Source organism: Pseudomonas akapageensis (genome assembly GCF_011355085.1).
In the GTDB taxonomy this organism is placed as follows: Bacteria; Pseudomonadota; Gammaproteobacteria; order Pseudomonadales; family Pseudomonadaceae; genus Aquipseudomonas; species Aquipseudomonas akapageensis.
This window is the reverse complement of record NZ_VXCP01000034.1, coordinates 86,401-110,093: the sequence shown is the minus strand read 5'-3', so window position 1 is coordinate 110,093 and position 23,693 is coordinate 86,401. Positions and strand designations below refer to the sequence as shown.

Below are 23,693 nucleotides of genomic sequence, written 5' to 3'. Positions count from 1 at the left end.
GGGCTATTCCTTGAGCTCTTTGTGACGGGCAATCAATTGCAGGTTACGCAGGTACACGACAAAGCCGAACGATTGACCAACGATGAACACCGGGTCTTCACGGTAAATCGCATAAGCCAGCAGCAAGGCGCTGCCCAGAATGCTCAAATACCAGAAGCCCACCGGAATCACGCTGCGCTTCTTGTATTCGCTGTACAGCCACTGCAGGGCAAAACGCCCGGTAAACACGACCTGGCCGGCAAAACCGACCACCAGCCACAGCGTTTCTCTGGTCAAGTTCATCATTCGACTTCCTGCGGTATTGCATTCAAACGGGTGCGCTTGATCAACCACCACACGCCGAACAGATCGAGAATACCGACCAGCGCACGGTCAAGGTTGCCGTACTTCGAGACACCGGCGCCGCGATGACGATGATTGACGGGATGAACGATCATCTTGCCGTTGTGACGCTGAATCAAGGCAGGTATGTATCGGTGCATGTGATCGAAGTAAGGCAGGCTCAAAAACGCCTCGCGCTCCACGACTTTCAGGCCGCAACCTGTATCGGGCGTGGCATCCTTGAGCATGCGGCTGCGCAGGCCATTGGCAAAACGCGAGGCCCAGCGTTTGCTGGCGGTATCGCGACGATTGACGCGATGGCCCGCTACCAGCTTGACGCCACCGGTAACCCCTTCACTGCCGCGCACCAGCGCCAGCATCCCGGGGATATCCGCAGGATCGTTCTGACCGTCGCCATCGAGCGTCGCCAGCCAGTGACCACGCGCAGCAAGCGCTGCGTGATAGATCGAGGTGCTCTGGCCCAGCGAGCGGGTGTGGGTGAGGATTCGCAGTTGGCTGAATCCGCCGGCTTTCATGGCACGCAATTCGGCAACGCTGTTATCGGTACTGCCGTCATCGACCACGATGACTTCGTAGGCCTCATCGGCCATTGCCAGGCGAATCTCTTCCAGCAAGGGGGGCAAATTGCTGGCTTCGTTCTTGGCGGGAATCAAAACGGAAACGTAAATACTGTCACTCATAACTGCCTCAGTGTTGTTGTTTTTACAAAGATGAAACCGAACTACACCCCGTAATAGCTTCGGTACCACTTTATAAATTCAGATACCCCGGCCTCAACAGACACTTGCGGGTAGAAATCGACCCATTGCGCCAGTGCTGACACATCGGCCCAGGTCTGGACTACATCACCCGACTGCATGGGCATGTAATTGCGTTGGGCCTTGACGCCTATGGCGTTCTCAATGCATTCAACGAAGTCCAGCAGTTTAACCGGCGAGCCCCTGCCGATGTTGTAAACCTTGTTCATGGCGCTGCCCGGCACTGGATTGGCCTGACAAGATGGCGGCTTCAGACGAAGGCGAAAAATGCCTTCAACGATGTCATCGATATATGTGAAATCACGCGACATCTGCCCATCGTTGTAGATATTGATGGGCTGATTTTTCAAGATCGCCTCGGTGAACAAGATCGGGGCCATGTCGGGACGACCCCATGGTCCATACACGGTGAAAAAGCGCAGGCCACTGGTCTCGATCCCGTAAAGGTGCGAATAGCTGTGCGCCATCAGTTCATTGGCACGCTTGGTCGCTGCATAAAAGGAAGCCGGGCAATCGGCCGGATCCTCGACGCAATACGGCAGCTTGCTATTCAAGCCATACACCGAGCTGCTGGACGCGTAGATGAGGTGCTTGGGCTTAACCTGCCGGCAAGCCTCGAGGATATTGAGAAATCCAACGAGGTTGGATGCCGCATAGGCGTCTGGATTTTCCAGCGAGTAGCGAACACCCGCCTGCGCTGCCAAATGAATGACTTCGGTAAACGGCTGGGCCTGGAACAGCTCGAGCAACTCTGCCTTATCGACGATGTCGAGCAGCTGAAAGCGGAAATTCGGGTAGACCGCCAACTGCGCCAACCGAGCACGCTTGAGCTCGACGTCGTAGTAATCGTTGAGGTTATCGATCCCGACAACTTCCAGCCCCGCTTCGCAGAGACGCTTGGCCGTGTGGAAACCGATAAAGCCCGCTGCACCGGTGATCAGTACTGTCATTGCGGGATCACCCGGCCGCGGCCAATACCGTAATACTTGAGCCCTGCAGCTTCCATGTGGGCGGGGTCGAACAGATTGCGACCATCGAACACCACCCGATCGGCCAGTTGATCAGGCACCGCATCCAGATCGATCACTCGGAAATCCTGCCACTCGGTGACGATCACCAGGGCATCGGCGCCTACCAGGGCGGCTTCCTTGTTTTCCATGAGCATCAGGTCGTCACGCTCGCCATGAATGCGGCGGGCTTCGCCCATGGCCTCAGGGTCATGGGCCTGAACACGCGCACCAGCTTCCCACAGCGATTGCAACAGGACATTGCTGGAGGCTTCACGCATGTCGTCGGTATTGGGTTTGAAGGCCAGGCCCCAGACCGCGAAGGTCTTGCCACTCAAGGAGCCCTGGTAATGCCGGCTGATCTTCTCGAACAGACGATGCTTCTGGCGCTTGTTGACCTCTTCTACGGCCTGCAGCAGACGAGGCTCGAAACCCAGGCTTTTGGCCGTTTCCTGTAGTGCACTGATGTCCTTGGGGAAACAGGAGCCGCCGAAGCCACAGCCCGGGTAGATGAAGTCATAGCCGATGCGCGAGTCCGAACCGATGCCACGGCGGACCATCTCGATGTCCGCTCCCATGAGTTCGGCCAGGTTGGCCATTTCATTGATGAACGAAATCTTGGTCGCGAGCATGCAGTTGGCGGCATATTTGGTGAGCTCGGCGCTGCGGGCATCCATGACGATGATCTTTTCACGGTTGCGGCTGAAAGGCTGGTAAAGCTCCTTGAGGAGCTCCACATCCGCACCTTCGGCGCCACCGATGATGATCCGCTCCGGGCGCATGCAATCGTTGATGGCCGAACCTTCCTTGAGGAATTCGGGATTGCTGATCACATGGAAGCTGTTCTTGCCCTTGCCGTCATCGAAGTGCCTGGCGATCTTGTCCTTGATCCGGTCCACGGTCCCGACCGGGGACGTGGATTTGTTGACGATGGTCTTGCCGTGCAGAGAATGGGTCAGGATGGTGTCGACCACCGCGAACACATTGCGCAGGTCTGCGCTGCCATCGGGCAACGGCGGCGTGCCCACGGCGATGAAAATGATGTCGGCATGCCCCACGGCCCGGGCCTGATCGGTGGTGAACACCAGCCGTCCGGAGGCAATGTTCTTCTCCAGCATTGGCGCAAGGCCCGGCTCGAATATCGGAGAATGGCCCTGATTGAGCAATTCGATGCGTTGTGCATCCACATCGATGCAACAGACCGAATGGCCGACCTCGGCGAGACAAGCCGCCTGTGTCAGCCCTACATAACCGGTACCAAATACCGTAACCTTCATGTACTACTCCGTGTCGAAACCAAAGGCTTTTTCAGAAAAGAACACATAATGCCATGCCACCCTCGTTCAGAAGTAGGCTCGCAAGAAAAATGGCCGGTATCAAAGCGGTATAAAAAACCTGCGCATACTTGGCGCAAGGCGCAAAAAAAAATGTCGTTTAAATGTGAATTTTCCGTTGCGCCCAGTATTTACGCGGGTTTGCGCGCTCAACCGTGACGATTTCGGCTCGCTTCCACGACCCGCCGCGCCGGTACCCGCAGCTGCGTCAGCAGGTACTCGGAAAATTCCGGGGCATAGTCCTGCAATGCAATTGCCCGCTCCATGCAGTTCAACCAGGCAGCACTACCCGACTCGTCAATCGGCCACTGTGCATGGAAGGACGGAATCGAGATCGCGCCGTACTTTTCGCTGTACAGCTTTGGCCCGCCCAGCCATCCGCTGAGAAAACACGCAAGTTTATCACGCGCAGGCGCCAGGCTCGCTGGATGCATGCGACGAAGCTGGGCCGCTTCAGGCAGCTCATCCATCAAACGGTAGAAGTCATCGACCAGCCGGCGCAGGCCCTCGATGCCACCGGCTGCCTGATAGGAGGCGTCGCCAACACCGTATTGAGTCATGACATGTCCTCGGCAAAACCACATTGTACCAAGACAGCCTGTCACTCAAAGCTTGTAGCCAATCCTTTTGAGCAGGTCCTTGCGCGACAAAATGTCATCGTCACCTTCGATCCCCTGGGGCGATAGCCCGTCGACGACTCCCAGGATGCCGCGCCCCTGGGGCGTCTCGACCACAATCACCTCGGTGGGATTGGCCGTGGCACAGAATATACGACAGACCTCGGGCACCGACTTCAGGGTGTTCAATACGTTCAGCGGATAAAAACCGTCGGCCAGGAAAATGATGAAACTGTGCCCGGCGGCCAGGGTGTTCGCGTTCTTCTGCGCAAGCGCGATCATCGCAGGATCGGTGCCGGACCAGCGCACCAGGCACTGGCCGGAAGCCTCGCAGAACGCCACGCCGAACTTGATGCCTGGCACGCTCGAGACCAGGGCTTCATGGATGTCATCGACAGTCTTGATGAAATGCGCCTGGCCGAGAATGAAATTCGTTTCTTCCGGCTTTTCGACTTTAACGGTGATCAATTGCATCGCGAGGCTCCTGCGATCAAGCGTGCTGGCCCTTACTCCTGGCTGAATTGAGCGATGACCTGCTCTCCGGTCATGGTCTTGGTCTGATTACCGAAGCAGTAGTTCGATGGTTTTTCATCGATAAAGACCTGCAAGTGGAAGGTTAGATCCTCGGGAGATTCAAGCAGGCCCAGCGGCACCGAATAAAAGCCGCCCTGTTTGAAACGATAGAACAGATGGCTGCCGCAGGTGACGCAAAAGCCTCGCTCGGCCCATTCGGAGGAGGAAAAGGCCCGGATATTGTCCTCGCCACGCAGGTACTTCACGGGGGTATCGGTATCGACAGACAAGAGTGGCCCGCCGCACCACTTGCGGCACATGCTGCAATGGCAGGCACCGAAGGTGGGATGTTTGAGGCTGAGTGAGAACGCGACGGCGCCGCATAGGCAGCTGCCGTTTTTTTCGATCCTTGAGGTCATGAGTTCCTCCTGCAGATTTGGGTCTGTGGTTGCGGGAACTCGAAAGGATAGACCCGAATGCTTTCACTCGTTCCCACGCGCAGCAAAGGAATGCAGAGTCTGACGCTCCGGCGTCACGACGCTGAGCGTCTGCGCAGGCATTCCTTTGCTGCGCGTGGGAACGAGGAGAAAAGGCTACTGCGCGAAGGCCCGCCCCAGGCCACCCGGCACGCCACTGCTATCGGTTTCCTGCCACGGCCCCTGCAGGCTGGTCGCCCAGCTCCAGCCGTTGTTCCAACGGTAATAGGTGCGCTGGCGGTAGAAGGTATTGGTCTGCCCTTCCAGCACATAGACGCCCATGCGCGGATCCCAATGGCTGGCACCGCCCGGAGGTGGTGCGAAGCTGGCCGAGGTGCGCGGCATGGGCTTCTGCGTTTGTGTCGGCGGCTTGCTCGGGACAGTGCTGGGGCCGGGATGTGGTTTGACGGCAGGTCCGGCAGGCGGCGACGTCGGCCGCGGCGGCTCGGTCGGCTCGGTCGGTGGCTGGACCACACAGGCGCTCAATCCCAGTATCAATGTCATAAGGGTAATGCGAGCGATGACGGCCATTGCGGTGTTCTCTTATAAGTTCGGGTGACAGAGGTTGTACGTCACCCGTTGGACTTCAGACTTGCTCGACAGTTTCACTCAACCGCTTTAAAGCCAAGGCCGCATTCGCGGTATCCGTCAAGTCGACTCGCCACTCTTGCTCGAAACGCAGGCTGTTGCCGTTATCCAGGAAGATTTCCACTCCCACCTGCTCACCCCACTTGACCAATGCTTCGAGCACCTGAAGGTCCATGACGCCAAAAAGATAGACGGTGTGCACCGATTGTGCGGCGATCCAGCCTGCCAATGGCGTGTCTGCCAGGCCCTTGCGAACATCCAGTTCGAACTCGCAATCTTTCAAGCCAGGGCTGATCGGAACCACAAGATCGGCAGACGACATCGCGCGGGCTGCTGCCGAACCTGCAATGCGCACGAACACCCGGGAATACCTGCGCGTGCTCCACTGCTTGAACATTTGGAGCAAGCGCGCCTTCAAGGCATCCCGACTCAGCAACGGATTGGGCATGGGGATGATCAATTGCCGGTCGACCACCAGCCACAGCGTAGTGTCACGCGGCGTCTTGAGATGAATCTCGCCCTTGACCCTGGCAACGCGCAGCGCCACGGCGAGAACCAACAGCAAGGGGGCGAAATGCAGGTTTGGCCATTGCAGCGAGCCTGCGCGCAAATGCTCCGCGACTTCCACAACGGCCCCGCAAACCAGCGCCAGCCAGAGGTAATCGACGCGTTTGAGCCAGACTTCGTTCAACCGCCAGCAGGAGATAAAGACCCAGCAGAAAAAACTGCAGAAAAACACGAACAGCAGTGCCAACCAACCCAGGTGCTGCAATACGTTCATGGCCCCCGGCCAATAGACAGCGCCGAGCAATAGTGCCAGCGAAAACAGGGTAAGACGCAGATAGGGATTAAGGAGTTGATGCTTCATGAAACGCCGGCCAATGAGAGGTAGTACCCCATCGGCCGGATGCGGTGATTCTTGACCCTTATTGCTCCGGGCTGTCGATGGTCAACTGCTGCTGGGCCTTGGTGGTGTTGGCCAGCGGCTTGCTGCGACCGACCCACTCGCCCTTGGTCGGCTGGCCTGCACGGGAAATGCGCGCCACCAGCTGGACCTCGGGGAAGTTCGACAGCTTGAGTTGCGGCATCATCGCATCGGCATCGCTCAACTCCACTTCCACGGGCAGGTCGGCCACGGTCAGGCGCTTGGCCGCCAGCGGCATGGGTGGACCGGAGCTTGCGCGGGCAAAGATGAAGACGCTGTCATCGGGCTTGACCCTGGCCTTGAGCTCGGCGCCCAGCTCGACCCGGACCTTGAGTCGAACCTCACCCTTGTCCGCCACGGCAGGCGCCGTTTCGACCTTGCCACCGCTGGCCAGCAGCTTCTCGCTGGCACGCTTGATGCCACCTTCGAGGGCGGAACGCGAGGCGTCGTCGGCCGGCAGCAGCTCGAGCAGACGCTGCCAGTAATCGATGGCTTGCTGGTAACGCTCGCCTTCGAATGCGGCGATACCCAACAGGCCGAGACTGGTGACTTCCTTGGGATCGGCCTTGAGCGCTTCGTCGGTCAGGGCCTGGAGCTCCGGGCTCCATTGCTTGCCGCTGGCAAAATACCGGGCTTGCGCCAACTGGCCCAGCAATTCCGGCTGACGACCCGCCAAGGCCAGGGTGCGCTCGAACATCTTCGCCGCATCGGCGGGACGATCCTGGGTCATGTAAGTGCGGCCGAGGAAGTACAGACCTTCGGGCGAGTCCGGCTGGGCGGCGACGGCACGCTCCAGGCGCTGGGTCATGTCTTCCATGGACGTGGGGGCCCGGGAGAATTCGCGGGTCAGTTCGACCTTGTCGCTGGCACCAAAATGCAGGTACAGGCCCAGGCCCAATACCGGCACCAGCACTGCCGCGAAAATCGGCAACGGCTTGCCCAGACGCGATACCCGCAGGGGCTCGGCGCCTTCGGTGTCGGCGAGCAATTCACGGGCAGCCTCGGCGCGACCACTGTCCATTTGCGCGCTGCTGAGCACGCCTTCGTCCTGTTCGGCCTGCAACTCGGCCACGCGCTCCTGGTAAAGGGCCACGTTCAACGCGGTACGGTCTTCTTCCTGTTGGGCACGACGGCCGCGCAAAACGGGAATCAGCAGAAAACTCAGGGCTACCAGCAACAGCAGGCCCGCAGCAAGCCAGAATTCAATCATGGGTTTGGTCTTTGTCCAGCAGTTGGGCGAGGCGCTGACGCTCCGCTTCGGATAGTTCGGTGACGCCCTCGGCACGCTGGCTGCGGCGACGCCGGACAATCACGGCAATCACCACCAGCCCGCCCAGCAGCAGCCCGGCCGGGCCAAACCAGAGCAACCAGGTCCGCGAATTGAGCGCTGGCTTGTAGCGCACGAAATCACCGTAGCGATCGACCATGAAGTCGACGATCTGCTGATTGTCCTTGCCTTCGCCGAGCATGCGAAAAATCTCGCGACGCAAGTCGGCGGCGATGGGTGCGTTGGAGTCGGCGATGTCCTGGTTCTGGCACTTGGGGCAACGCAGCTCTTTGGTCAGCTGGTGAAAGCGCTCGCGGTCGGCATCGTTGGCGAACTGGTAGGTATCGATGGCCGCATGGGCCACGCCGGCCAGGCTCAGGCCCAGTATCGCGGCGGCAAGCCAGCGCTTCATGGCCTGGCCTCGTCGACCAGGCCCTGGTAGAGGCCTGCGAGCTGTTCGCGCCAGACGGTTTCGTCGATCACGCCGACGAACTTGTGGCGGATCACGCCCTTGCCGTCGATCAGGAAGGTCTCCGGAGCGCCGTACACACCCAGGTTCAAGCCGAGGGTGCCCTGCTCGTCACGTACGTTGAGCTGGTAGGGATTGTGGAACTCGCCCAGCCATTTCAGCGCGGCGGCGTTGTCATCCTTGTAGTTGATGCCGTAGATGAGCACGCCCTGCTCGGCCAGCTTGTTCAGCACCGGGTGCTCGACCCGGCAGGAAATGCACCAGGTCCCCCAGACGTTGACCAGGGCCGGCTTGCCGAGCAGATCGGCCCGGGTCAGGGTCTTGCCGCCCTGCACCGCTGGCAAGGCGAACTCGGGGAACGGCTTGCCGATCATTGCCGAAGGCAATTCGGACGGGTTCAGGTACAGACCCCGATAGAGAAACACCGCCACCAGCAGAAACAGAGCCAGCGGCAACACCATGATCCAACGCTTCATGCAGTCGCTCCAGACATACCCAGGACTTCCCGTACACGGCTTCTGACCTTGACCCGATAACGCGGATCGAGCGCGGCGAGCAAGCCGCCAAGCCCGGTCAGCAGGCCACCGAGCCAGATCCAGCGCACGAACGGTTTGACGTGCACACGCACCGCCCAGGCGCCCTCGCCCAGCGGTTCGCCCAGGGCCACGTAGATGTCACGGGTAAAACCGGCATCGATCCCGGCCTCGGTCATGACCGATTGCTGCACGGTGTACAAGCGTTTCTCGGGGTGCAACACGGTCACTTCGCGGCCATCCTTGATCACCCGCACGGTGCCCTTGTCCGAGGTGAAGTTCGGGCCCTCGAAGTGCTTTGCACCCTCGAAGGTGAAGTGATACCCGGCCAGTTCCATGGATTCGCCCGGCGCCAGGCGCAGGTCGCGTTCGGCGCTGTTGTTGCTCGACAACACCACACCCATGGCGCACACGGCGATACCAATGTGGGCCAGATGCATGCCCCAGTAGCTGCGATTCAGGCCGCGCATGCCCTTGACCAGGCCTTTGTGGCGGGTCTTGTCGAGGATGTCGCGCACACCGGCCAGCACAATCCACGCCGCCAGGGCGAAGGTGGTCAGCACCGGCCAATCGAAATCATCGACGATCAGACTGCACAGCGGCGCAATGATGGCGCTGCCGACCAGTACCGGGGTCAGCATGCTCGACAGCCATTTGACCGGGGTCTCTTTCCAGCGCACCACCACGCCGACCGCCATGACCGCCATCAACAGCCCCATCAAGGGAATGAACAGTGCGTTGAAGTACGGCGGGCCGACCGACAGCTTGGCCCCGGTCAGGGCATCGAGCACCAGCGGGTACAGGGTGCCGAGCAGAATCATCGACGCCGCCACCACCAGCACCAGGTTATTGCCCAGCAGCAGGGTTTCACGCGACCACAGGCCAAAACCCACCTGGCTCTTGACCACCGGTGCGCGCAGGGCGAACAGGGTCAGGGAGCCGCCGACCACGAACAGCAGGAAGATCAGGATGAACACGCCGCGCTCAGGATCCGAAGCGAAGGCATGCACCGAGGTCAGCACGCCGGAACGGACCAGGAAGGTACCCAGCAGGCTCAAGGAGAACGCCGCAATGGCCAACAGCACGGTCCAGCTCTTGAACACGCCGCGCTTTTCGGTCACGGCCAGCGAGTGGATCAGCGCCGTGCCGACCAGCCAAGGCATGAACGAGGCGTTTTCGACCGGGTCCCAGAACCACCAGCCACCCCAGCCAAGCTCGTAGTAGGCCCACCAGGAGCCCAGGGTGATGCCGATGCCGAGAAAGGCCCAGGCGACGATGGTCCAGGGCCGCGACCAGCGCGCCCAGGCCGCATCGAGACGCCCGCCGAGCAAGGCCGCGATGGCGAAGGCGAACGCCACCGAGAAACCCACATAGCCCATGTACAGCATCGGCGGGTGAACGATCAGGCCGATGTCCTGCAGCAGCGGGTTGAGATCGCGACCGTCCATCGGCGCCTGCGGCAACAGGCGTTCGAACGGGTTGGAGGTCAGGATCAGGAACAGCAGGAAGCCGACGCTGATCATGCCCATTACCGCCAGCACCCGCGCCAGCATCACCTGGGGCAATTGCCGGGAGAAGATCGAAACGGCGAAGGTCCAGCCGCCAAGGATCAGCGCCCAGAGCAGCAACGAGCCTTCGTGGGCACCCCAGACGGCACTGAACTTGTAGTACCAGGGCAAGGCACTGTTGGAGTTGCTGGCCACGTAGGCCACCGAAAAATCGTCGGCCATGAAGGCGTAGGTCAGGCAACCGAAGGCGAACACCAGGAAGGTGAACTGCCCCCAGGCGGCCGGCTGCGCCAACCCCATCCACAGCCGGTCGCCGCGCCAGGCACCGAGCAGCGGCACGATGGCCTGGACGATGGCGAAGCACAACGCGAGGATCATGGCCAGGTGGCCGAGTTCGGGAATCAACAGATCAGCGGTCATGTTCTCAACCCTGCTTGGCGGGTGTAGGGGCTGGCGGCGACGCGGTCTGGCCACTGTCCTTGAGCGCCTTGCTCACTTCCGGCGGCATGTATTTCTCGTCATGTTTGGCCAGTACTTCGTCGGCAACCACCACGCCATCGGCATTGAGCTTGCCCAGGGCGACGATGCCCTGCCCTTCGCGGAACAGGTCCGGAAGAATGCCACGGTAGGTGATGGTCACTGACTTGCTGAAGTCGGTAACGACAAAGCGCACGTCCAGCGAGTCGCTGGAACGCTGCAGCGAACCCTTCTCGACCATGCCACCGGCACGGATACGGGTATCCAGTGGCGCTTCGCCATTGGCGATCTGGGTCGGGGTGTAGAACAGGTTGATGTTCTGCTGCAAGGCGCTCAATGCCAGGGCCACGGCAACACCGACCCCCGCCAGCAGAGCCAGAATGATGATCAGACGTTTTTTACGCAGCGGATTCACTTGCTGTTCTCCCGGCGCAGACGACGCGCCTCTTCTTGCAAATAACGACGCCGTGCCAGCAAGGGCGCCGCGACGTTGATGGCCAGCACCGTCAGGCAGATGCCGTAGGCCGACCAGACGTAGAGACCATGGTGCCCCATGGCCAGAAAATCGCCGAATGAGGCAAAACTCATCGTGCCCCCTCCCGACCCAGGCTACTCATCACTTCATCCTTGACCCAACTGCTGCGCGCCTCGCGCTTGAGCACTTCCAGGCGCATGCGCAGCAGCAGCACGGCGCCAAAGAAGCAATAGAAGCCCAGCGCGGTGAGCAGCAGCGGCAGCCACATCTCGACCGGCATCGCCGGCTTTTCGGTGAGTTTGAAGGTCGCGCCCTGATGCAGGGTGTTCCACCATTCTACCGAGTACTTGATGATCGGGATGTTGATCACACCGACGATGGCCAGCACCGCGCAGGCCTTGGCGGCGCTCTCGCGGTTGCTGATCGCCTGGCCCAGGGCAATGAGACCGAAGTACAGGAACAGCAGGATCAGCATCGAGGTCAGCCGGGCGTCCCAGACCCACCAGCTGCCCCAGGTCGGCTTGCCCCAGATAGCCCCGGTGACCAGCGCCACGGCGGTCATCCAGGCGCCGATGGGCGCGGCGCATTGCAGGGCGACATCGGCGATTTTCATTTTCCAGACCAGGCCGACCACGCCGGCGACGGCCAGCATCACGTAGCAGGACTGGGCAAGCATGGCCGCCGGCACATGGATATAGATGATGCGGAAACTGTTGCCCTGCTGGTAGTCCGGTGGCGCAAAGGCCAGGCCCCAGACCACGCCGACACCGATCAGCAGCACAGCGGCAATGCTCAGCCAGGGCAGCATGCGCCCGCTGATGCCATAGAACCACTTGGGCGAACCCAGTTTATGAAACCACGTCCAGCTCATCACGCTGCTTTTCATCACGGTACATCCAGGGTCTTTGCCGATCACTTTCAAGTAACCGGAACCTCATTATTCGCCGACGCTGATCTTCAGGCCAGCCGCTATTGCAAAGGGTGTCAGGGTTACCGCCAGGGCGGTCAGGCAGCCAAGCCAGAGCAGGTAACCGGTCGCCGGCATCCCTTGCAAGGCTGCCTGCAAGGCGCCACTGCCCAGGATCAGTACCGGGATATACAAAGGCAGAATCAGCAGGGCCAGTAACAGGCCGCCACGCTTCAAACCGACTGTCAGGGCCGCACCCACGGCGCCCAACAGACTCAATACGGGAGTACCAAGCAGCAATGATGCCAACAATACAGGCAAACAGGCCGCTGGCAAGCCCAGCATGAGCGCCAACAGCGGCGCCAGCAATACCAGGGCCAGGCCGGAAAAGGCCCAGTGTGCCAGTACTTTAGCGAGCACCAGAAGAGGCAGGGGGTGCGGCGAAAGGACCCACTGCTCCAGGGATCCGTCCTCGAAATCACTGCGAAAAAGCCCGTCCAGCGAAAGCAGGACGGACAAAAGCGCCGCCACCCAGACCAGTCCAGGTGACAAATTTTGCAACAGTTGAGTCTCAGGACCGACCGCCAACGGGAACAGCGCAACCACGATCGCGAAGAACACCAGCGGGTTCGCCAACTCTGCAGGGCGGCGACACAACAGTCGCGCTTCGCGGCTGACAAGTAAAGTGAAGACACTCATACGGCCCATTGCCCCAGGTTGATTTCCCTATATCCAGCCGGTTTGCGCTCAAGGCTGTGATGGGTGGTCAACACGACCATCCCGCCCTGCTCGCAATGGGCGGCCAGGTGCTGCTCGAGCTGGGCGACGCCTTGCTTGTCCAGTGCGGTGAAGGGTTCGTCGAGAATCCACAACGGTGGGCTGTCCAGGTACAGGCGCGCCAACGCCACCCGGCGCTGTTGCCCGGCAGACAGGGTATGACAGGGCACATCTTCGAAACCGCGCAGGCCGATCGATTCGAGCGCCTGCCAGATCGCCTGGCGCTCGGCCGGGCGATGCAAGGCGCAGAGCCAGGCGAGGTTCTCTTCCGGGGTGAGCAGGTCCTTTATACCAGCGGCATGGCCGATCCACAGTAGAACCCGCGCAAGCTCACTGTCCTGGCGCTCCAGGGGCTTTCCATTGAGCAGCACCTGGCCATGAGTGGGCCTCATCAACCCGGCGAGCAGGCGCAGCAGGCTGGTCTTGCCGCTGCCATTGGGGCCGCTGACCTGCAGCATGTCACCGGCGGCCAGTTGCAATTCGAGGTTCTCGAAGAGCATCCGCCAGTCACGCTCACAAGCCAGCGCTACGGCTTCGAGTTGAGGAGTCACGCAATCGCCTTATCAAAGAGACTGTCTGGGTCGCGGTTCAAGTCGGCTGCCCGGCAGCCGTTAAAGTGAAAGCGCAGCGGCCTGTTCGCAAGCGCCGCGTGTAAACTTGCGTTCTCAAGGCGCCCGGAAAGATCGGGCGGCATTATACATGTCATGTCCTGCTGCAAAGAGGGCAATTTCGACAGGTTGTGACTGGGGTGTGTCATCAGTTAGTTCCTGGCTTGCGCCGGAGCCTGTTCTTGCGCAGGGCAAGGCGCGAGGAGAGAAATTTGGTCATTCCAAATGAACGACGAGTAACGCAGCCCTGCGCAAGAACAGGCCCGGCCCTTCGGGTTGTGCCTGAGCGCGCGCCATGCGGCGTTGCAGCCCTTGCCAATGGAATGACCATTGGCTACGGTCTGCGCCTTGCTTGGCACGCGCTCAGGCGACAACGCAAGTCAGGAACTAACTGATGACACACCCCAATGGCCGGTGAAATCAATAGCCTCGCGCCCGTGACCGCCACTCCCGGGGCTTCACTGCCAGCAATGGCCGATGGCGAAATCGTGAAGCTGCTGCAATCGATCGATGGCTTGCTGCAAGCCGGCCAGACCGCGAAAGCCGAAGTACTGGCGCTGAAACAGACGCCGCAAGACTTCGAGATGCTGCTCAAGCTGACCTTGCCCGGCGGGCGCGAAACCAACGTCCAGGTGTCCAGCAGTCAGCCACTGCTCCAGGGCACCACGCTTGTGGTGACGCAGCCGACACCGAGCAATCTGGCAATCACCGTGCAACAGGCACGCAGTGCCAACGTCGCTGCCCTGACCGAGATCGATACCCGGCAAATGCCGCCAGGGACCTTGCTGCAGGGCAAGGTCCTGACCTGCCAGGTGTTGCCCCAGGGCCCCGGGCTGCCGCTGATCTACCGCTCGCTGGTTAGCCTGCTCAACACGGCGCAGGCCGGCGCTACGCTGAGCCTGGACAGCCCTCGCCCGCTGACGCCGGGCAGCCTGCTCAGCGCCCAGGTGCAGGATGCCCAGGCGTTGAATTTTGTTCCCTTGAGCGGTCGCCTCGACCAACTGGCCCTCACCCAGCAACTGACCACCCAGCAGGCACGCCAGGCTTCGCTGCAAGGCTTGCTGAGCGCACTGCAAACACTGGCAAATAGCGAGGAACTGCCTGCCGAGGCACGCAACAGCGCGGAGAAACTCCTGGCCGGCCTGCCCGATATCCGTCAACTCAGCGATGCCAAGGGCGTTGCCCAGGCGCTGAATGACAGCGGTGTGTTTCTCGAGTCCCGCCTGCTTGGCGGGCAAACCCAGCTTCTTGCACCCGACCTCAAAGCCCAGCTGTTTCGCCTGGTCGCCCAGTTGCTGCCCGCCGGCGCGCCACCCTTTGACCCGGCGACGGTTTCGACAAGCCTGGCCCAGGTGCTCCCGGGGTTTGTTCGCAGCGCCCTGGGAGCGCTGGGCCAGGTCAGCGCCAAAGCGCCACCGGGGAACTTTCCCCTGCCCTCCCGTCTGTTGCAGGCCCAGGAGGATGAAGGCAATCTTGAACACCTGCTCAAGTTGGCCGCCGGAGCCGTCTCGCGACTGCAGAGCCATCAACTGGCCAGCCTTGCGCAGACCGGCAGTACCCCTGAAGGCAGCCTGCAGACCACCTGGCAACTGGAGATTCCACTGCGCACGTCGAACGAATTCATGCCCTTGCAGGTCAAGTTGCAACGCGAAGAACCCCCACAGCAGCAGTCCGAATCGACTGCGGAAAAACGCGACGCAAAAGAACTGCTTTGGCAGGTCGAACTGGCTTTCGACATGTATCCCCTGGGCCCCCTGCAAGTGCAGGCGCAACTGGTGCGCGGCAGCCTGTCCAGCCAACTGTGGGCCGAAGACCCCGCCACGGCTCGACTGGTCGACAGCCAACTGGGCGTGCTGCGCGAACGCCTGATCGCCAGCGGCCTCAGCGTAGCCGAATTGAATTGCCATCACGGAACGCCGCCGCAAGGCGCGCGCACCCACCTTGAACAACGCTGGGTCGATGAAAACGCATGAACCCGAACACACCGCGCCAGGCCATTGCGCTGAACTATGACGGCCACCAGGCCCCCGTCCTGACCGCCAAGGGTGACGATCAACTGGCCGAAGCGATCCTGGCGATTGCTCGCGACTACGAGGTGCCGATCTATGAGAATGCCGAGCTGGTCAAGCTGTTGGCGCGCATGGAGCTGGGTGATCGGATTCCCGAGGCGATGTACCGCACCATTGCCGAGATCATCGCTTTTGCCTGGCATTTGAAGGGCAAGGCGCCGCAGGTCGAGGCGGCGGAGTTGGAGCGGGATATAACGCCGCACAGGTGAATAGGTGGTGATACACGGGTTATCGGATGGCGAATCTGCAGCAAATTTGATCACGGCACGCTCTCAAATGACTGCTAGTACCTATTTCGAAATCGATCCGTCAAAACAGGACCCTGAATTGGCGACCAAACAAGACTAGCTACATGCTCAGATACACAAAATAGCCTGTGGCGTGCGCGGACCATAGGCGGAATTCAACATGACCAATTAAAAAATTACCTGCAAAACACCACCCTGGACTTCGCGCTACGCCAACCTGCCATATGGAACAAAAACACCCATTGGTATATTATCGACCCGCGCTCAACCCCTTGATTGCTCAAGAACTGAAACATTACACGTATAAATTAAAACTGAGCAAAACACAAAATGATCAACAAGGACGCATAATGACTTTGCCCGCAGATTTTTCGCCTGACGAATACCTGAGACTGCATCCCGACGTCCGTCTGTCGGGAATTGACCCGACACAACATTATCTCGCTTGGGGTCGTGATGAAGGGCGCGCATACAAGCGCGGCAATGACACACTATACGCAAAAGTCGAAGGCGTATTTACCGCCGACGGACTGAGTTCGATCCATAACCACGACTTCATGAGCGACCCGCGTTTTATCGCGGCCTATGAGCGTGGCGTGCAGGCTGCCGGCACCGACTACAATTGGTTCTGGCGAGTGTACATGGGACTGTGGGCTGCGCGAACCGCAGCCAAACACGGTGGCGATTTTGTCGAGTGCGGAGTCAACCATGGCTTTTTAAGCTCGGCGATCATGCACGACCTGGACTGGAACAGCACTAGCAGAACCTTCTATCTGCTGGATACATTTGCGGGTGTTGATGACCGTTATTTGTCCGACCTTGAAAAAATGGGCGGGGTTGCTGACAAGAGCCGAAAGTGGATTGAAGACGGCACTTACACTTCAAGTATTGAGTCAGTCATAAACAACTTCGCCGAATGGCCAAACGCTAAAATCATTCAAGGCACCATTCCCGAAACCCTTACCCAAATCGATTCCACACAGATTGCTTTCTTGCACATCGATCTGAACTGTACTATTCCAGAAGTTGCTGCCATTGAGTACCTGTGGGATCGCTTGGTGCCAGGTGCGATTATTTTGCTGGATGACTATGCCTATCATGGATACCAACCGCAGAAAGAAGGGATGGATCAATGGGCTGAGAAAATGAATGTATCGATCGCAAGCTTGCCTACCGGCCAAGGGTTGTTGATCAAGCCCTGACGCCGTCGCCTCGTGATTTGGTGAAGAGACTATCGCGGGCAGCGTCCGCTCGCCCGCGATAGACCGCAAAGCGGTCGCAAATGGCGTATTCGAACAGCCCCGGCCACCAGCGCCCGAGCTATCCCAATGTATAAATAAATATTATGAGGGAATGGTTGCCGTCTGGGTAAACGAAGGAGCCGCTGAGAAGATCATCCGAACTTCCCCAGACACACGGTGATCACCATGAGCTCGTACGTTAGCCCGCAAGGGATAAGTTTTGTTCGCGACAAACTTTCCAGTTTCCCGCGCCCGGACAAGTTCGCCGCCGGCGCCATTCAAAAATGGGCCAAAACACAGGGTATCGAACTGAATCCTGACAAGGTCGACGCGGTCGTCCTGCACTATCAACGACTCAACTATAACCGCGTGCAAGGCGTCGTTGCGCAAAAGATGACCTTGACACAGGCGCTGCTGTCGAATTGGCAGGGTGAGTCGAACAACAACGTTATTGACGCCATTATTCAACACCCTTGGGCGGGGCAAGATCCTGGAAAAATCGAAATCGTCGAAAAACTCCAGCGCCCCGGCTTTTTTGAAAACGCCACCGGCTATGAAATATTCAATGGTTTATATCGACAACGGTCACCACAGACCTATGGACCGCAATCCCGTGTAAACATCCCGGCCGAAGCCTTTCAGAGGTTCATCTGGGAACTGGATTTTCATGAACCTTATACAAAAATGCTGGACAGTTTCTGGGTCAACGGAATTGAGAACTACCAGACTTGCGCCAAAATAAACTTCATCGCCGCTACCAACAAACAGATCAGCGATGGCAGCTTGACTGAAGCGGGGAAACAACTGGCCTGGCAACTTGCCGGCCTGGCAGCACACCCAACCCGGGAAAGCCTGGGCCATGAAACACCAAACTCGCCCACCGTGCAGGCGGCGCCACTCAACATCTACGGTTACTCAGCCACCGATATCCTTTGCCTGAAAAACAACGCCACAGGGCTGACGGTGCTCTACATACCGGGCAACTCTTCCCCCCTGCACGAATTTGCCGACGAAGCCGCCATGAAGACGTGGATTGCCGAGCAATGTAAAGATCCGCTCAAGATCGAGGCCCTGAAGCAGCACTTCGCACCTGCGGATGTGCCCGACGGGGAGACATTCGATGGCGTTGAAACAGCATTGAAAGGTATGGGCAGCTATCCCCGCGCCTATGTCGTGAAGGTCGCGGGCGGCACCGATGTACAGGTCTGGAATCCGCAAACGTACGTCAACTACAAAACCTATAAATACAGCCCGCAGATCACCGGCGATATGTTTTTTGCGCTCGCGCAACGGCAAAAAGTGCGCGCCTATCAAGACGCCGACTTCATCATCAACGCCGACAGCAGCGTGACCAAGGCAAAATGGCGAGGTTACGTAGACTCCACGATCAATATGCTCGCACCCCTTGCCTTGATCGTCCCTGAACTGGCACCCATCTTTGCCATCGGCGGCATCGTGCAGTTTGGCCTGGGTCTGGACCGGGCAGTGAATGGCAAGACGCGAGGAGAAAAAGTCGAAGGCGTCGAGGGTCTGGTATTCGGCGTATTGAATGCTCTGCCGCTGCTACATGCCCGGTTGCCGGAGAAGCCGGCGATTTTCCGCGTCAGGAGCGACCGCTTCGTCAGCCCGCAACGTATCAATGGACAAATCGGGTATCCCTTGAGCCCGGTAGCCCCGCCTCGACTTCCGGAGGAAGTTCTGGAGGCCGCCTTCAGTTTGCCCGACCCCGTCGAATCGATTGCAGGGGGCGACCCAGCAGTATCTGGCGCCATTATCAGGAATCCTCGATACGACGGCTTGCCAGATAGTCTACGCGCCAGCATTGGTGGTTACTTTTCCGAAGTGGGTTATGACCTGAAAAACAATGCCTTTTTTCAGATGTTTGAACTGCATGACCCGCAAAGAAAATACTACATCCCAACCAACGGAAAAAATCTCGGGCAGTTGGAAGCGATTGACCGCGTAGCAACCGACGCAGAGCGCATGAGCACATTGAAAGCAATGGGCGTCAACCTGAAGGTCCCTGTCGACCTCACCGTCCTGCAAACCGCGGGCAAAACCGCCATCCCCAAAAAAATTTCCGGGCTTTGGGTCGGCAATAACATCATCAGTGACAGTTTCATCACCTGCATCCGGAATAATGCAGAAGTCCTGAAGGATAGCGCATACGAATATCGCCTGCTCCTTTCCAAATCGGACCCCACCGCCTACTCACGGAACCTTGCACTGCTTGCCGAGAACGCACCGACGCTCAAGGTGCTGCCCCTTGAAGAGCAGGACTTCTATCAATCATTCAGAGAAAGCCGCTACTTCGATCAATACAGCGCAGCCCTGACCGGCAAAAAATACGCCTCGGCGACGGACGTGCTGCGTTACCCCATGCTCAATCATGAAGGCGGGATGTACATGGATCTCGACGACAGGCTGATCAAGCCTGGGGAAGTACTTGAGACCACCGGCAAACCTGCCGAAGCGATCGACAGTGTCGATTTGAATGCCTCTGCCACTGGCCTGCTGCTACATCCCCCCGTCAACAACGAAGGACTCGGCATGCACGTGCAATACAACTCCAGTTTCATTGGAAGCCATCCAGACAACCCGACCCTGGAAGCTATTTCAGATGAAATCTACACGCGCTATCAAAGCGAACTGAACTTCTACACAGCCGAGAGCAATGACAACCATGTATTGCTCAGTACGCTGACCGGGCCCGGCGTACTCAACGACGTTATTACTGAGAGACTACCCGATTTAACGCTGTTACGTGAAATACACAATATGCTGTTTTGCCCCATTCTTCACACAGAGTCCATTGTCGACCCTGCTGAACTGGAAGCAGCAAAAATGGCCCTCACCCCGTTCAATCGCTTTTCGATAATCGGTAATGAGAACAGTTGGAAGAATATAACCAGCGCTGATTGATTGGCGTCTCGCATGCGCCCTGCAGACGACAGCAACCGGCTACTCGCTGGGCACAAGCGGGTAGCCGGCAAGTGGTTCAACCGCGATGCAACTTGCTCATCAACTCCGCCTCGGCCTGGGTCAACCCGCAGGACTGGGTCAGTTCATCGACACTGGCCCCCATGCCCACCAGCTTGGCGGCCTGGGCGAATGACAGGCTGCTGGGGTCGCGCTGTTCCAGCTGGGCTAGCTTGTCCGGCAACGGCGCGACGAACGCCTTCAACTCGTGCAGCACTTCGCCCATCTTGACGTTACCGTTCTGGTAGTCATCGAGCCGTTTGCCCAGGTCCTTGATGCGCTGATCGCGCAGCGCATTGTCCCGGGCCTGAACCTCGACGAGCTGGCGCTGCTTTTTCGTGTACGCCAGGAACATCCCCAGGCTGCCCGCCCAGAGGATGCCCAGCAGGATTACGCCAACCTCGAAGATCAATCAGATGCTCTCCAGCTCGGACCACTCTTCCTCGGTCATCATCTTGTCCAGCTCGACCAGGATCAGCAATTCGCCGTTCTTGTTGCACACGCCCTGAATGAACTTGGCCGATTCTTCGTTACCGACGTTCGGCGCGGTTTCGACTTCGGACTGACGCAGGTAAACCACTTCGGCCACGCTGTCGACCAGGATGCCGACCACTTGCTTGTCGGCTTCGATGATCACGATGCGGGTGTTGTCGCTGACTTCCACCGGTGCCAGGCCAAAGCGCTGGCGGGTATCGATCACGGTGACCACGTTGCCACGCAGGTTGATGATGCCCAGCACGTAGCTTGGCGCACCCGGAACCGGAGCGATCTCGGTGTAGCGCAGGACTTCCTGGACCTGCATCACGTTGATGCCGTACGACTCATTGTCCAGGCGAAAGGTCACCCACTGCAGAATAGGATCTTCGGAACCTTGTGCAGACGACTTGTTCATTCCCATAACCCCTCAAAATCCGCCGTTGACGGTTGCTCAGTTCAGTCGCGCACCAGGCGCGACCCATTATTTTTTGTGTTTGGCAGCCGGTTTCACACTCTGCATCTGCTTGACCGCGCCGCTGGCAATCAATTCGGCCAGTTCTGCCACATCCAGCAATGCGCACATGTGCTCGATCACGGTACCGGCCAGCCAGGGCCGTTGTCCGCGCTGTGTACGCCATTTGATTTCGTTGGGATCCAGGCGCAGGGAGCGGCTGACCTGATGCACCGCCAGCCCCCACTCATAGCCCTGGACCGAGATCACGTACTGCAAGCCTTGCTGGAAATCGTCGCGATAGCGATCAGGCATCACCCAGCGCGCGGTATCCAGCACCTTGAGGTTGCCACCCTGGCTCGGCAGGATGCCCAGGAACCATTCGGGCTGGCCGAACAGCGGCGTCAGCTCGTGACCCTGCAGTGAATAGATCGACCCCAGGCACACCAGCGGCACGGCCAGGGTCAGGCCCGCGACATCGAACAGCAGGCACTCGAAAGGTTCGGCCGCCCAGGCCGGACGACCATCGCCGGTCAGGCGTGGTGGCACGCCGTGGTTGGCGGCCGGCAAGTGCACGTCCACCACCGCTTCCACTCGCTCGATTGCGGCAGGTTTGTGCTCAACACGCTCGGCCCGAGGCGGTTCGGCCTGGGTAACCGCCGGCGCCACAATTGCGGGGGCCTCGATTGGCGCAACGCTGCTCAAGGCCTTGGCCACCGTAGCGACGGCTGCGTCGCGGGCCTGCTCTTCCAGCACCGCGGCCTGGAATTCGTCCAGCGCCGCGGCCTGATGCTGTTCGGGCTCAGGCTGGGGCTGCTCAACAGGTTCCGGCAGAACCTGCTCCGTCGCTTCCTGCAAAAGCGCATCCAGGTAGGACTGCAACGCCAATTGGGGCCGAACGGAGATGTTGACCGGGAGATTCATCAAGCCACCTGCGCGACGAGTTGTTGGGCCAGCAAATGCTTGAGCAGCGTGCGGTAGGCGACCACCCCGCGGCTCTTGCCATCGAATTGCGAGGGTGTCTGCCCGGCCCGGCTGGCATCGCGCAGTCGCGTATCGACAGGAATGAAACCCTGCCAGATATTCTCCGGATAGGCATCGCGCAGCACCCGCAGGGTGCCCATCGAGGCCTGGGTACGCCGGTCGAACAGCGTCGGCACGATCTGGAACGGCAGCGCCTGCCTACGCGACCTGTTGATCATCGCCAGGGTACTGACCATCCGCTCGAGCCCCTTGACCGCCAGGTATTCGGTCTGCACCGGAATCACCAGTTGTTGGCTGGCCGCCAGCGCATTGACCATCAGCACGCCGAGCAAGGGCGGGCTGTCGATCACGGCGTAATCGAAGTCCTGCCATAACTGCGCCAGACTCTTGGCGATCACCAGGCCCAGGCCGCTTTGCCCGGGCGACTGACGCTCCAGTGTCGCCAGCGCCGTACTCGAGGGCAGCAGGGAAATACGTTCGTCACTGGTCGGCAGCAGCAATTGCCCGGGCAAGCCCTGGGGTACCGCGCCCTTGTGCAGGAACAGGTCAAAGCAGCTGTGTTCCAGCTCATCGGGGTTATGCCCGAAGTAACTGGTCATCGAGCCATGGGGGTCGAGATCGACCACGACCACGCGCTTGCCCGCCTCGGCCAGCAAGCCGGCCAGGGCGATGGATGTGGTGGTCTTACCGACGCCACCTTTTTGGTTGGCTACTGCCCAGACTCTCATTGTGCGGCTTCCTCCCGGCGCGGCAATCGGCCCGACCGAGACAGGTTATAAGGTCGGTGACGGGGAATTGACGGCCTTGCCCCCGACCGGCTGCGATACATGCACCGGTGCAGGTTGTGTGCCAGCACGCTTGAGTGCGGCATCGGGTTTCACGTTTGCACTGCCAGAGCCTGTGATACTGCGGCGCACATCCAGGTTGCGGGAGATCACCAGCACCACGCGCCGGTTGCGCGCCCGCCCTTCGGCCGTGGCATTGCTGGCTATGGGCTGGAACTCGCCGTAACCGACCGACGCCATGCGCACCGGGTTGACGCCGTCCACTGCCAGCATGCGCACGATGCTCGCCGCCCGCGCCGACGACAGCTCCCAGTTGGTCGGGTACTGCGCCGTGCGGATCGGCAAGTCATCGGTAAAGCCTTCGACATGCACCGGGTTATCGAACGGTTTGAGGATCTTCGCGACCTTCTCGATGATGGTGAAGGCCACGTCGCTGGGCATGGCATCGCCGCTGCCGAACAGTAGCGAGGAATTGAGTTCGATCTCGATCCACAGCTCATTACCGCGAACGGTCAGTTGATTGGACTTGATCAAGTCGCCGAAGGCATCGCGTACGTCGTTGGCGATGGTCTGCAACGGATCGCTCGAGACCTGGGCCAGGCCCGCATCGACCTGCTCACTGTCCCTGATCAGGGGTTCGGCCGGCGTTGTGGTCAAGGGACGCTCTTCACCGATCGGTATGGGCTTGAGGCTGCGATCGGCGTCAGTGAAGACGCCGATCAGCGCCTGTGACAGCACCTTGTACTTACCCTCGTTGATCGAGGATATCGAGTACATCACCACGAAGAACGCGAACAACAAGGTGATGAAGTCGGCATAGGAAACCAGCCAGCGTTCGTGGTTTTCATGGTCTTCAGGTGGGCGACGACGAGCCATGC

27 protein-coding genes are annotated in these 23,693 nt (G+C 59.6%); 4 read left to right on the top strand and 23 right to left on the bottom strand.

Going from position 1 to position 23,693, the window contains the following annotated elements; translation table 11 throughout:
- Positions 1-3: 3 nt before the first annotated feature.
- From F2S13_RS20565 to ccmA, 18 genes are all read right to left on the bottom strand, one after another.
- Entirely contained in the window at positions 4-282 is a 279-nt protein-coding gene (locus tag F2S13_RS20565; RefSeq protein ID WP_166364190.1) for a lipid-A-disaccharide synthase N-terminal domain-containing protein, read from the bottom strand.
- On the bottom strand, positions 282-1,022 hold the full coding sequence (locus F2S13_RS20560) for a glycosyltransferase (RefSeq protein ID WP_166364188.1): 741 nt from the start codon (positions 1,020-1,022) through the stop codon (positions 282-284). Before F2S13_RS20560 ends, F2S13_RS20565 begins: the two co-directional genes overlap by 1 nt.
- Positions 1,023-1,063: 41 nt before the next feature.
- Entirely contained in the window at positions 1,064-2,050 is a 987-nt protein-coding gene (locus tag F2S13_RS20555) for an NAD-dependent epimerase (protein WP_166364186.1), read from the bottom strand.
- Positions 2,047-3,384 carry a UDP-glucose dehydrogenase family protein gene (locus F2S13_RS20550; RefSeq protein WP_166364184.1) on the bottom strand — a complete coding sequence of 446 codons (1,338 nt, stop codon included), beginning with the start codon at positions 3,382-3,384 and terminating at the stop codon, positions 2,047-2,049. Before F2S13_RS20550 ends, F2S13_RS20555 begins: the two co-directional genes overlap by 4 nt.
- A gap of 206 nt (positions 3,385-3,590) precedes the next feature.
- Entirely contained in the window at positions 3,591-4,001 is a 411-nt protein-coding gene (locus F2S13_RS20545) for a group II truncated hemoglobin (protein WP_166364182.1), read from the bottom strand.
- Between the two features lie 45 nt (positions 4,002-4,046).
- Positions 4,047-4,532 carry an adenosine-specific kinase gene (locus F2S13_RS20540; protein WP_166364180.1) on the bottom strand — a complete coding sequence of 162 codons (486 nt, stop codon included), beginning with the start codon at positions 4,530-4,532 and terminating at the stop codon, positions 4,047-4,049.
- A 32-nt stretch (positions 4,533-4,564) separates the two neighbouring features.
- Positions 4,565-4,990, bottom strand: coding sequence for a GFA family protein (locus F2S13_RS20535; RefSeq protein WP_166364178.1), 426 nt, complete (start codon positions 4,988-4,990; stop codon positions 4,565-4,567).
- A gap of 174 nt (positions 4,991-5,164) precedes the next feature.
- The gene (locus F2S13_RS20530) at positions 5,165-5,578 is read right to left on the bottom strand and encodes a hypothetical protein (protein WP_166364176.1); all 414 of its coding nucleotides are present in this window, start codon (positions 5,576-5,578) and stop codon (positions 5,165-5,167) included.
- A 55-nt stretch (positions 5,579-5,633) separates the two neighbouring features.
- Positions 5,634-6,503, bottom strand: coding sequence for a hypothetical protein (locus F2S13_RS20525; protein WP_166364174.1), 870 nt, complete (start codon positions 6,501-6,503; stop codon positions 5,634-5,636).
- Positions 6,504-6,561: 58 nt separating this feature from the next.
- The gene (ccmI, locus tag F2S13_RS20520; protein WP_166364172.1) at positions 6,562-7,770 is read right to left on the bottom strand and encodes a c-type cytochrome biogenesis protein CcmI; all 1,209 of its coding nucleotides are present in this window, start codon (positions 7,768-7,770) and stop codon (positions 6,562-6,564) included.
- Positions 7,763-8,239 (bottom strand): cytochrome c-type biogenesis protein, encoded by a 477-nt coding sequence (locus F2S13_RS20515; protein ID WP_166364170.1) that lies wholly within the window; start codon positions 8,237-8,239, stop codon positions 7,763-7,765. The genes ccmI and F2S13_RS20515 overlap by 8 nt, the downstream gene beginning before the upstream one ends.
- Entirely contained in the window at positions 8,236-8,772 is a 537-nt protein-coding gene (locus tag F2S13_RS20510; RefSeq protein WP_166364168.1) for a DsbE family thiol:disulfide interchange protein, read from the bottom strand. The genes F2S13_RS20515 and F2S13_RS20510 overlap by 4 nt, the downstream gene beginning before the upstream one ends.
- A complete protein-coding gene (locus F2S13_RS20505; protein WP_178119036.1) occupies positions 8,769-10,742 on the bottom strand; it encodes a heme lyase CcmF/NrfE family subunit in 1,974 nt (657 codons plus the stop codon). Before F2S13_RS20505 ends, F2S13_RS20510 begins: the two co-directional genes overlap by 4 nt.
- Positions 10,743-10,761: 19 nt before the next feature.
- On the bottom strand, positions 10,762-11,229 hold the full coding sequence (gene ccmE, locus F2S13_RS20500; protein ID WP_166364164.1) for a cytochrome c maturation protein CcmE: 468 nt from the start codon (positions 11,227-11,229) through the stop codon (positions 10,762-10,764).
- Positions 11,226-11,402, bottom strand: coding sequence for a heme exporter protein CcmD (gene ccmD, locus F2S13_RS20495; protein ID WP_166364162.1), 177 nt, complete (start codon positions 11,400-11,402; stop codon positions 11,226-11,228). Before ccmD ends, ccmE begins: the two co-directional genes overlap by 4 nt.
- The gene (locus F2S13_RS20490; RefSeq protein ID WP_166364254.1) at positions 11,399-12,163 is read right to left on the bottom strand and encodes a heme ABC transporter permease CcmC; all 765 of its coding nucleotides are present in this window, start codon (positions 12,161-12,163) and stop codon (positions 11,399-11,401) included. The genes ccmD and F2S13_RS20490 overlap by 4 nt, the downstream gene beginning before the upstream one ends.
- Before the next feature lie 63 nt (positions 12,164-12,226).
- Complete coding sequence (ccmB, locus tag F2S13_RS20485) at positions 12,227-12,895, bottom strand: heme exporter protein CcmB (RefSeq protein ID WP_166364160.1); 669 nt, start codon at positions 12,893-12,895, stop codon at positions 12,227-12,229.
- Complete coding sequence (gene ccmA / locus F2S13_RS20480; RefSeq protein WP_166364158.1) at positions 12,892-13,524, bottom strand: cytochrome c biogenesis heme-transporting ATPase CcmA; 633 nt, start codon at positions 13,522-13,524, stop codon at positions 12,892-12,894. The genes ccmB and ccmA overlap by 4 nt, the downstream gene beginning before the upstream one ends.
- 464 nt (positions 13,525-13,988) lie before the next feature.
- Between ccmA and fliK the strand changes: the two genes are divergently transcribed.
- The 4 genes from fliK (at position 13,989) to F2S13_RS20460 (ending at position 20,061) form a co-directional block, all read left to right on the top strand.
- The gene (gene fliK / locus F2S13_RS20475; RefSeq protein WP_166364156.1) at positions 13,989-15,554 is read left to right on the top strand and encodes a flagellar hook-length control protein FliK; all 1,566 of its coding nucleotides are present in this window, start codon (positions 13,989-13,991) and stop codon (positions 15,552-15,554) included.
- Complete coding sequence (locus F2S13_RS20470) at positions 15,551-15,859, top strand: EscU/YscU/HrcU family type III secretion system export apparatus switch protein (RefSeq protein WP_166364154.1); 309 nt, start codon at positions 15,551-15,553, stop codon at positions 15,857-15,859. The genes fliK and F2S13_RS20470 overlap by 4 nt, the downstream gene beginning before the upstream one ends.
- 263 nt (positions 15,860-16,122) lie before the next feature.
- The gene (locus F2S13_RS20465) at positions 16,123-17,100 is read left to right on the top strand and encodes a TylF/MycF/NovP-related O-methyltransferase (RefSeq protein WP_218584019.1); all 978 of its coding nucleotides are present in this window, start codon (positions 16,123-16,125) and stop codon (positions 17,098-17,100) included.
- A gap of 225 nt (positions 17,101-17,325) precedes the next feature.
- Positions 17,326-20,061 carry a dermonecrotic toxin domain-containing protein gene (locus tag F2S13_RS20460; protein ID WP_166364152.1) on the top strand — a complete coding sequence of 912 codons (2,736 nt, stop codon included), beginning with the start codon at positions 17,326-17,328 and terminating at the stop codon, positions 20,059-20,061.
- Between the two features lie 76 nt (positions 20,062-20,137).
- On the opposite strand, the gene F2S13_RS20455 is transcribed toward F2S13_RS20460, so the two are convergent.
- The 5 genes from F2S13_RS20455 to motD form a co-directional block, all read right to left on the bottom strand.
- Positions 20,138-20,530 (bottom strand): DUF2802 domain-containing protein, encoded by a 393-nt coding sequence (locus F2S13_RS20455; RefSeq protein WP_166364150.1) that lies wholly within the window; start codon positions 20,528-20,530, stop codon positions 20,138-20,140.
- A complete protein-coding gene (locus F2S13_RS20450; RefSeq protein WP_166364148.1) occupies positions 20,531-21,010 on the bottom strand; it encodes a chemotaxis protein CheW in 480 nt (159 codons plus the stop codon). It lies immediately after the preceding gene.
- 66 nt (positions 21,011-21,076) lie between these two features.
- Positions 21,077-21,970 (bottom strand): CheW domain-containing protein, encoded by an 894-nt coding sequence (locus tag F2S13_RS20445; RefSeq protein ID WP_166364146.1) that lies wholly within the window; start codon positions 21,968-21,970, stop codon positions 21,077-21,079.
- The gene (locus tag F2S13_RS20440; RefSeq protein ID WP_166364144.1) at positions 21,970-22,758 is read right to left on the bottom strand and encodes a ParA family protein; all 789 of its coding nucleotides are present in this window, start codon (positions 22,756-22,758) and stop codon (positions 21,970-21,972) included. The genes F2S13_RS20445 and F2S13_RS20440 overlap by 1 nt, the downstream gene beginning before the upstream one ends.
- 45 nt (positions 22,759-22,803) lie before the next feature.
- Entirely contained in the window at positions 22,804-23,691 is an 888-nt protein-coding gene (gene motD / locus F2S13_RS20435; RefSeq protein WP_166364142.1) for a flagellar motor protein MotD, read from the bottom strand.
- Positions 23,692-23,693: the final 2 nt, after the last annotated feature.

Coding starts and splice junctions, on each gene's coding strand:
- F2S13_RS20510 (WP_166364168.1), bottom strand. CDS start 8,772: ATGAAGCGTTGGATCATGGTGTTGCCGCTGGCTCTGTTTCTGCTGGTG.
- F2S13_RS20440 (WP_166364144.1), bottom strand. CDS start 22,758: ATGAGAGTCTGGGCAGTAGCCAACCAAAAAGGTGGCGTCGGTAAGACC.
- F2S13_RS20545 (WP_166364182.1), bottom strand. CDS start 4,001: ATGACTCAATACGGTGTTGGCGACGCCTCCTATCAGGCAGCCGGTGGC.
- fliK (WP_166364156.1), top strand. CDS start 13,989: ATGGCCGGTGAAATCAATAGCCTCGCGCCCGTGACCGCCACTCCCGGG.
- F2S13_RS20450 (WP_166364148.1), bottom strand. CDS start 21,010: ATGAACAAGTCGTCTGCACAAGGTTCCGAAGATCCTATTCTGCAGTGG.
- F2S13_RS20445 (WP_166364146.1), bottom strand. CDS start 21,970: ATGAATCTCCCGGTCAACATCTCCGTTCGGCCCCAATTGGCGTTGCAG.
- ccmB (WP_166364160.1), bottom strand. CDS start 12,895: ATGAGTGTCTTCACTTTACTTGTCAGCCGCGAAGCGCGACTGTTGTGT.
- F2S13_RS20535 (WP_166364178.1), bottom strand. CDS start 4,990: ATGACCTCAAGGATCGAAAAAAACGGCAGCTGCCTATGCGGCGCCGTC.
- F2S13_RS20470 (WP_166364154.1), top strand. CDS start 15,551: ATGAACCCGAACACACCGCGCCAGGCCATTGCGCTGAACTATGACGGC.
- ccmI (WP_166364172.1), bottom strand. CDS start 7,770: ATGATTGAATTCTGGCTTGCTGCGGGCCTGCTGTTGCTGGTAGCCCTG.
- F2S13_RS20555 (WP_166364186.1), bottom strand. CDS start 2,050: ATGACAGTACTGATCACCGGTGCAGCGGGCTTTATCGGTTTCCACACG.
- F2S13_RS20565 (WP_166364190.1), bottom strand. CDS start 282: ATGAACTTGACCAGAGAAACGCTGTGGCTGGTGGTCGGTTTTGCCGGC.
- F2S13_RS20515 (WP_166364170.1), bottom strand. CDS start 8,239: ATGAAGCGCTGGCTTGCCGCCGCGATACTGGGCCTGAGCCTGGCCGGC.
- F2S13_RS20560 (WP_166364188.1), bottom strand. CDS start 1,022: ATGAGTGACAGTATTTACGTTTCCGTTTTGATTCCCGCCAAGAACGAA.
- F2S13_RS20540 (WP_166364180.1), bottom strand. CDS start 4,532: ATGCAATTGATCACCGTTAAAGTCGAAAAGCCGGAAGAAACGAATTTC.
- F2S13_RS20460 (WP_166364152.1), top strand. CDS start 17,326: ATGAGCTCGTACGTTAGCCCGCAAGGGATAAGTTTTGTTCGCGACAAA.
- motD (WP_166364142.1), bottom strand. CDS start 23,691: ATGGCTCGTCGTCGCCCACCTGAAGACCATGAAAACCACGAACGCTGG.
- F2S13_RS20550 (WP_166364184.1), bottom strand. CDS start 3,384: ATGAAGGTTACGGTATTTGGTACCGGTTATGTAGGGCTGACACAGGCG.
- ccmD (WP_166364162.1), bottom strand. CDS start 11,402: ATGAGTTTTGCCTCATTCGGCGATTTTCTGGCCATGGGGCACCATGGT.
- F2S13_RS20525 (WP_166364174.1), bottom strand. CDS start 6,503: ATGAAGCATCAACTCCTTAATCCCTATCTGCGTCTTACCCTGTTTTCG.
- F2S13_RS20465 (WP_218584019.1), top strand. CDS start 16,123: ATGGAACAAAAACACCCATTGGTATATTATCGACCCGCGCTCAACCCC.
- F2S13_RS20530 (WP_166364176.1), bottom strand. CDS start 5,578: ATGGCCGTCATCGCTCGCATTACCCTTATGACATTGATACTGGGATTG.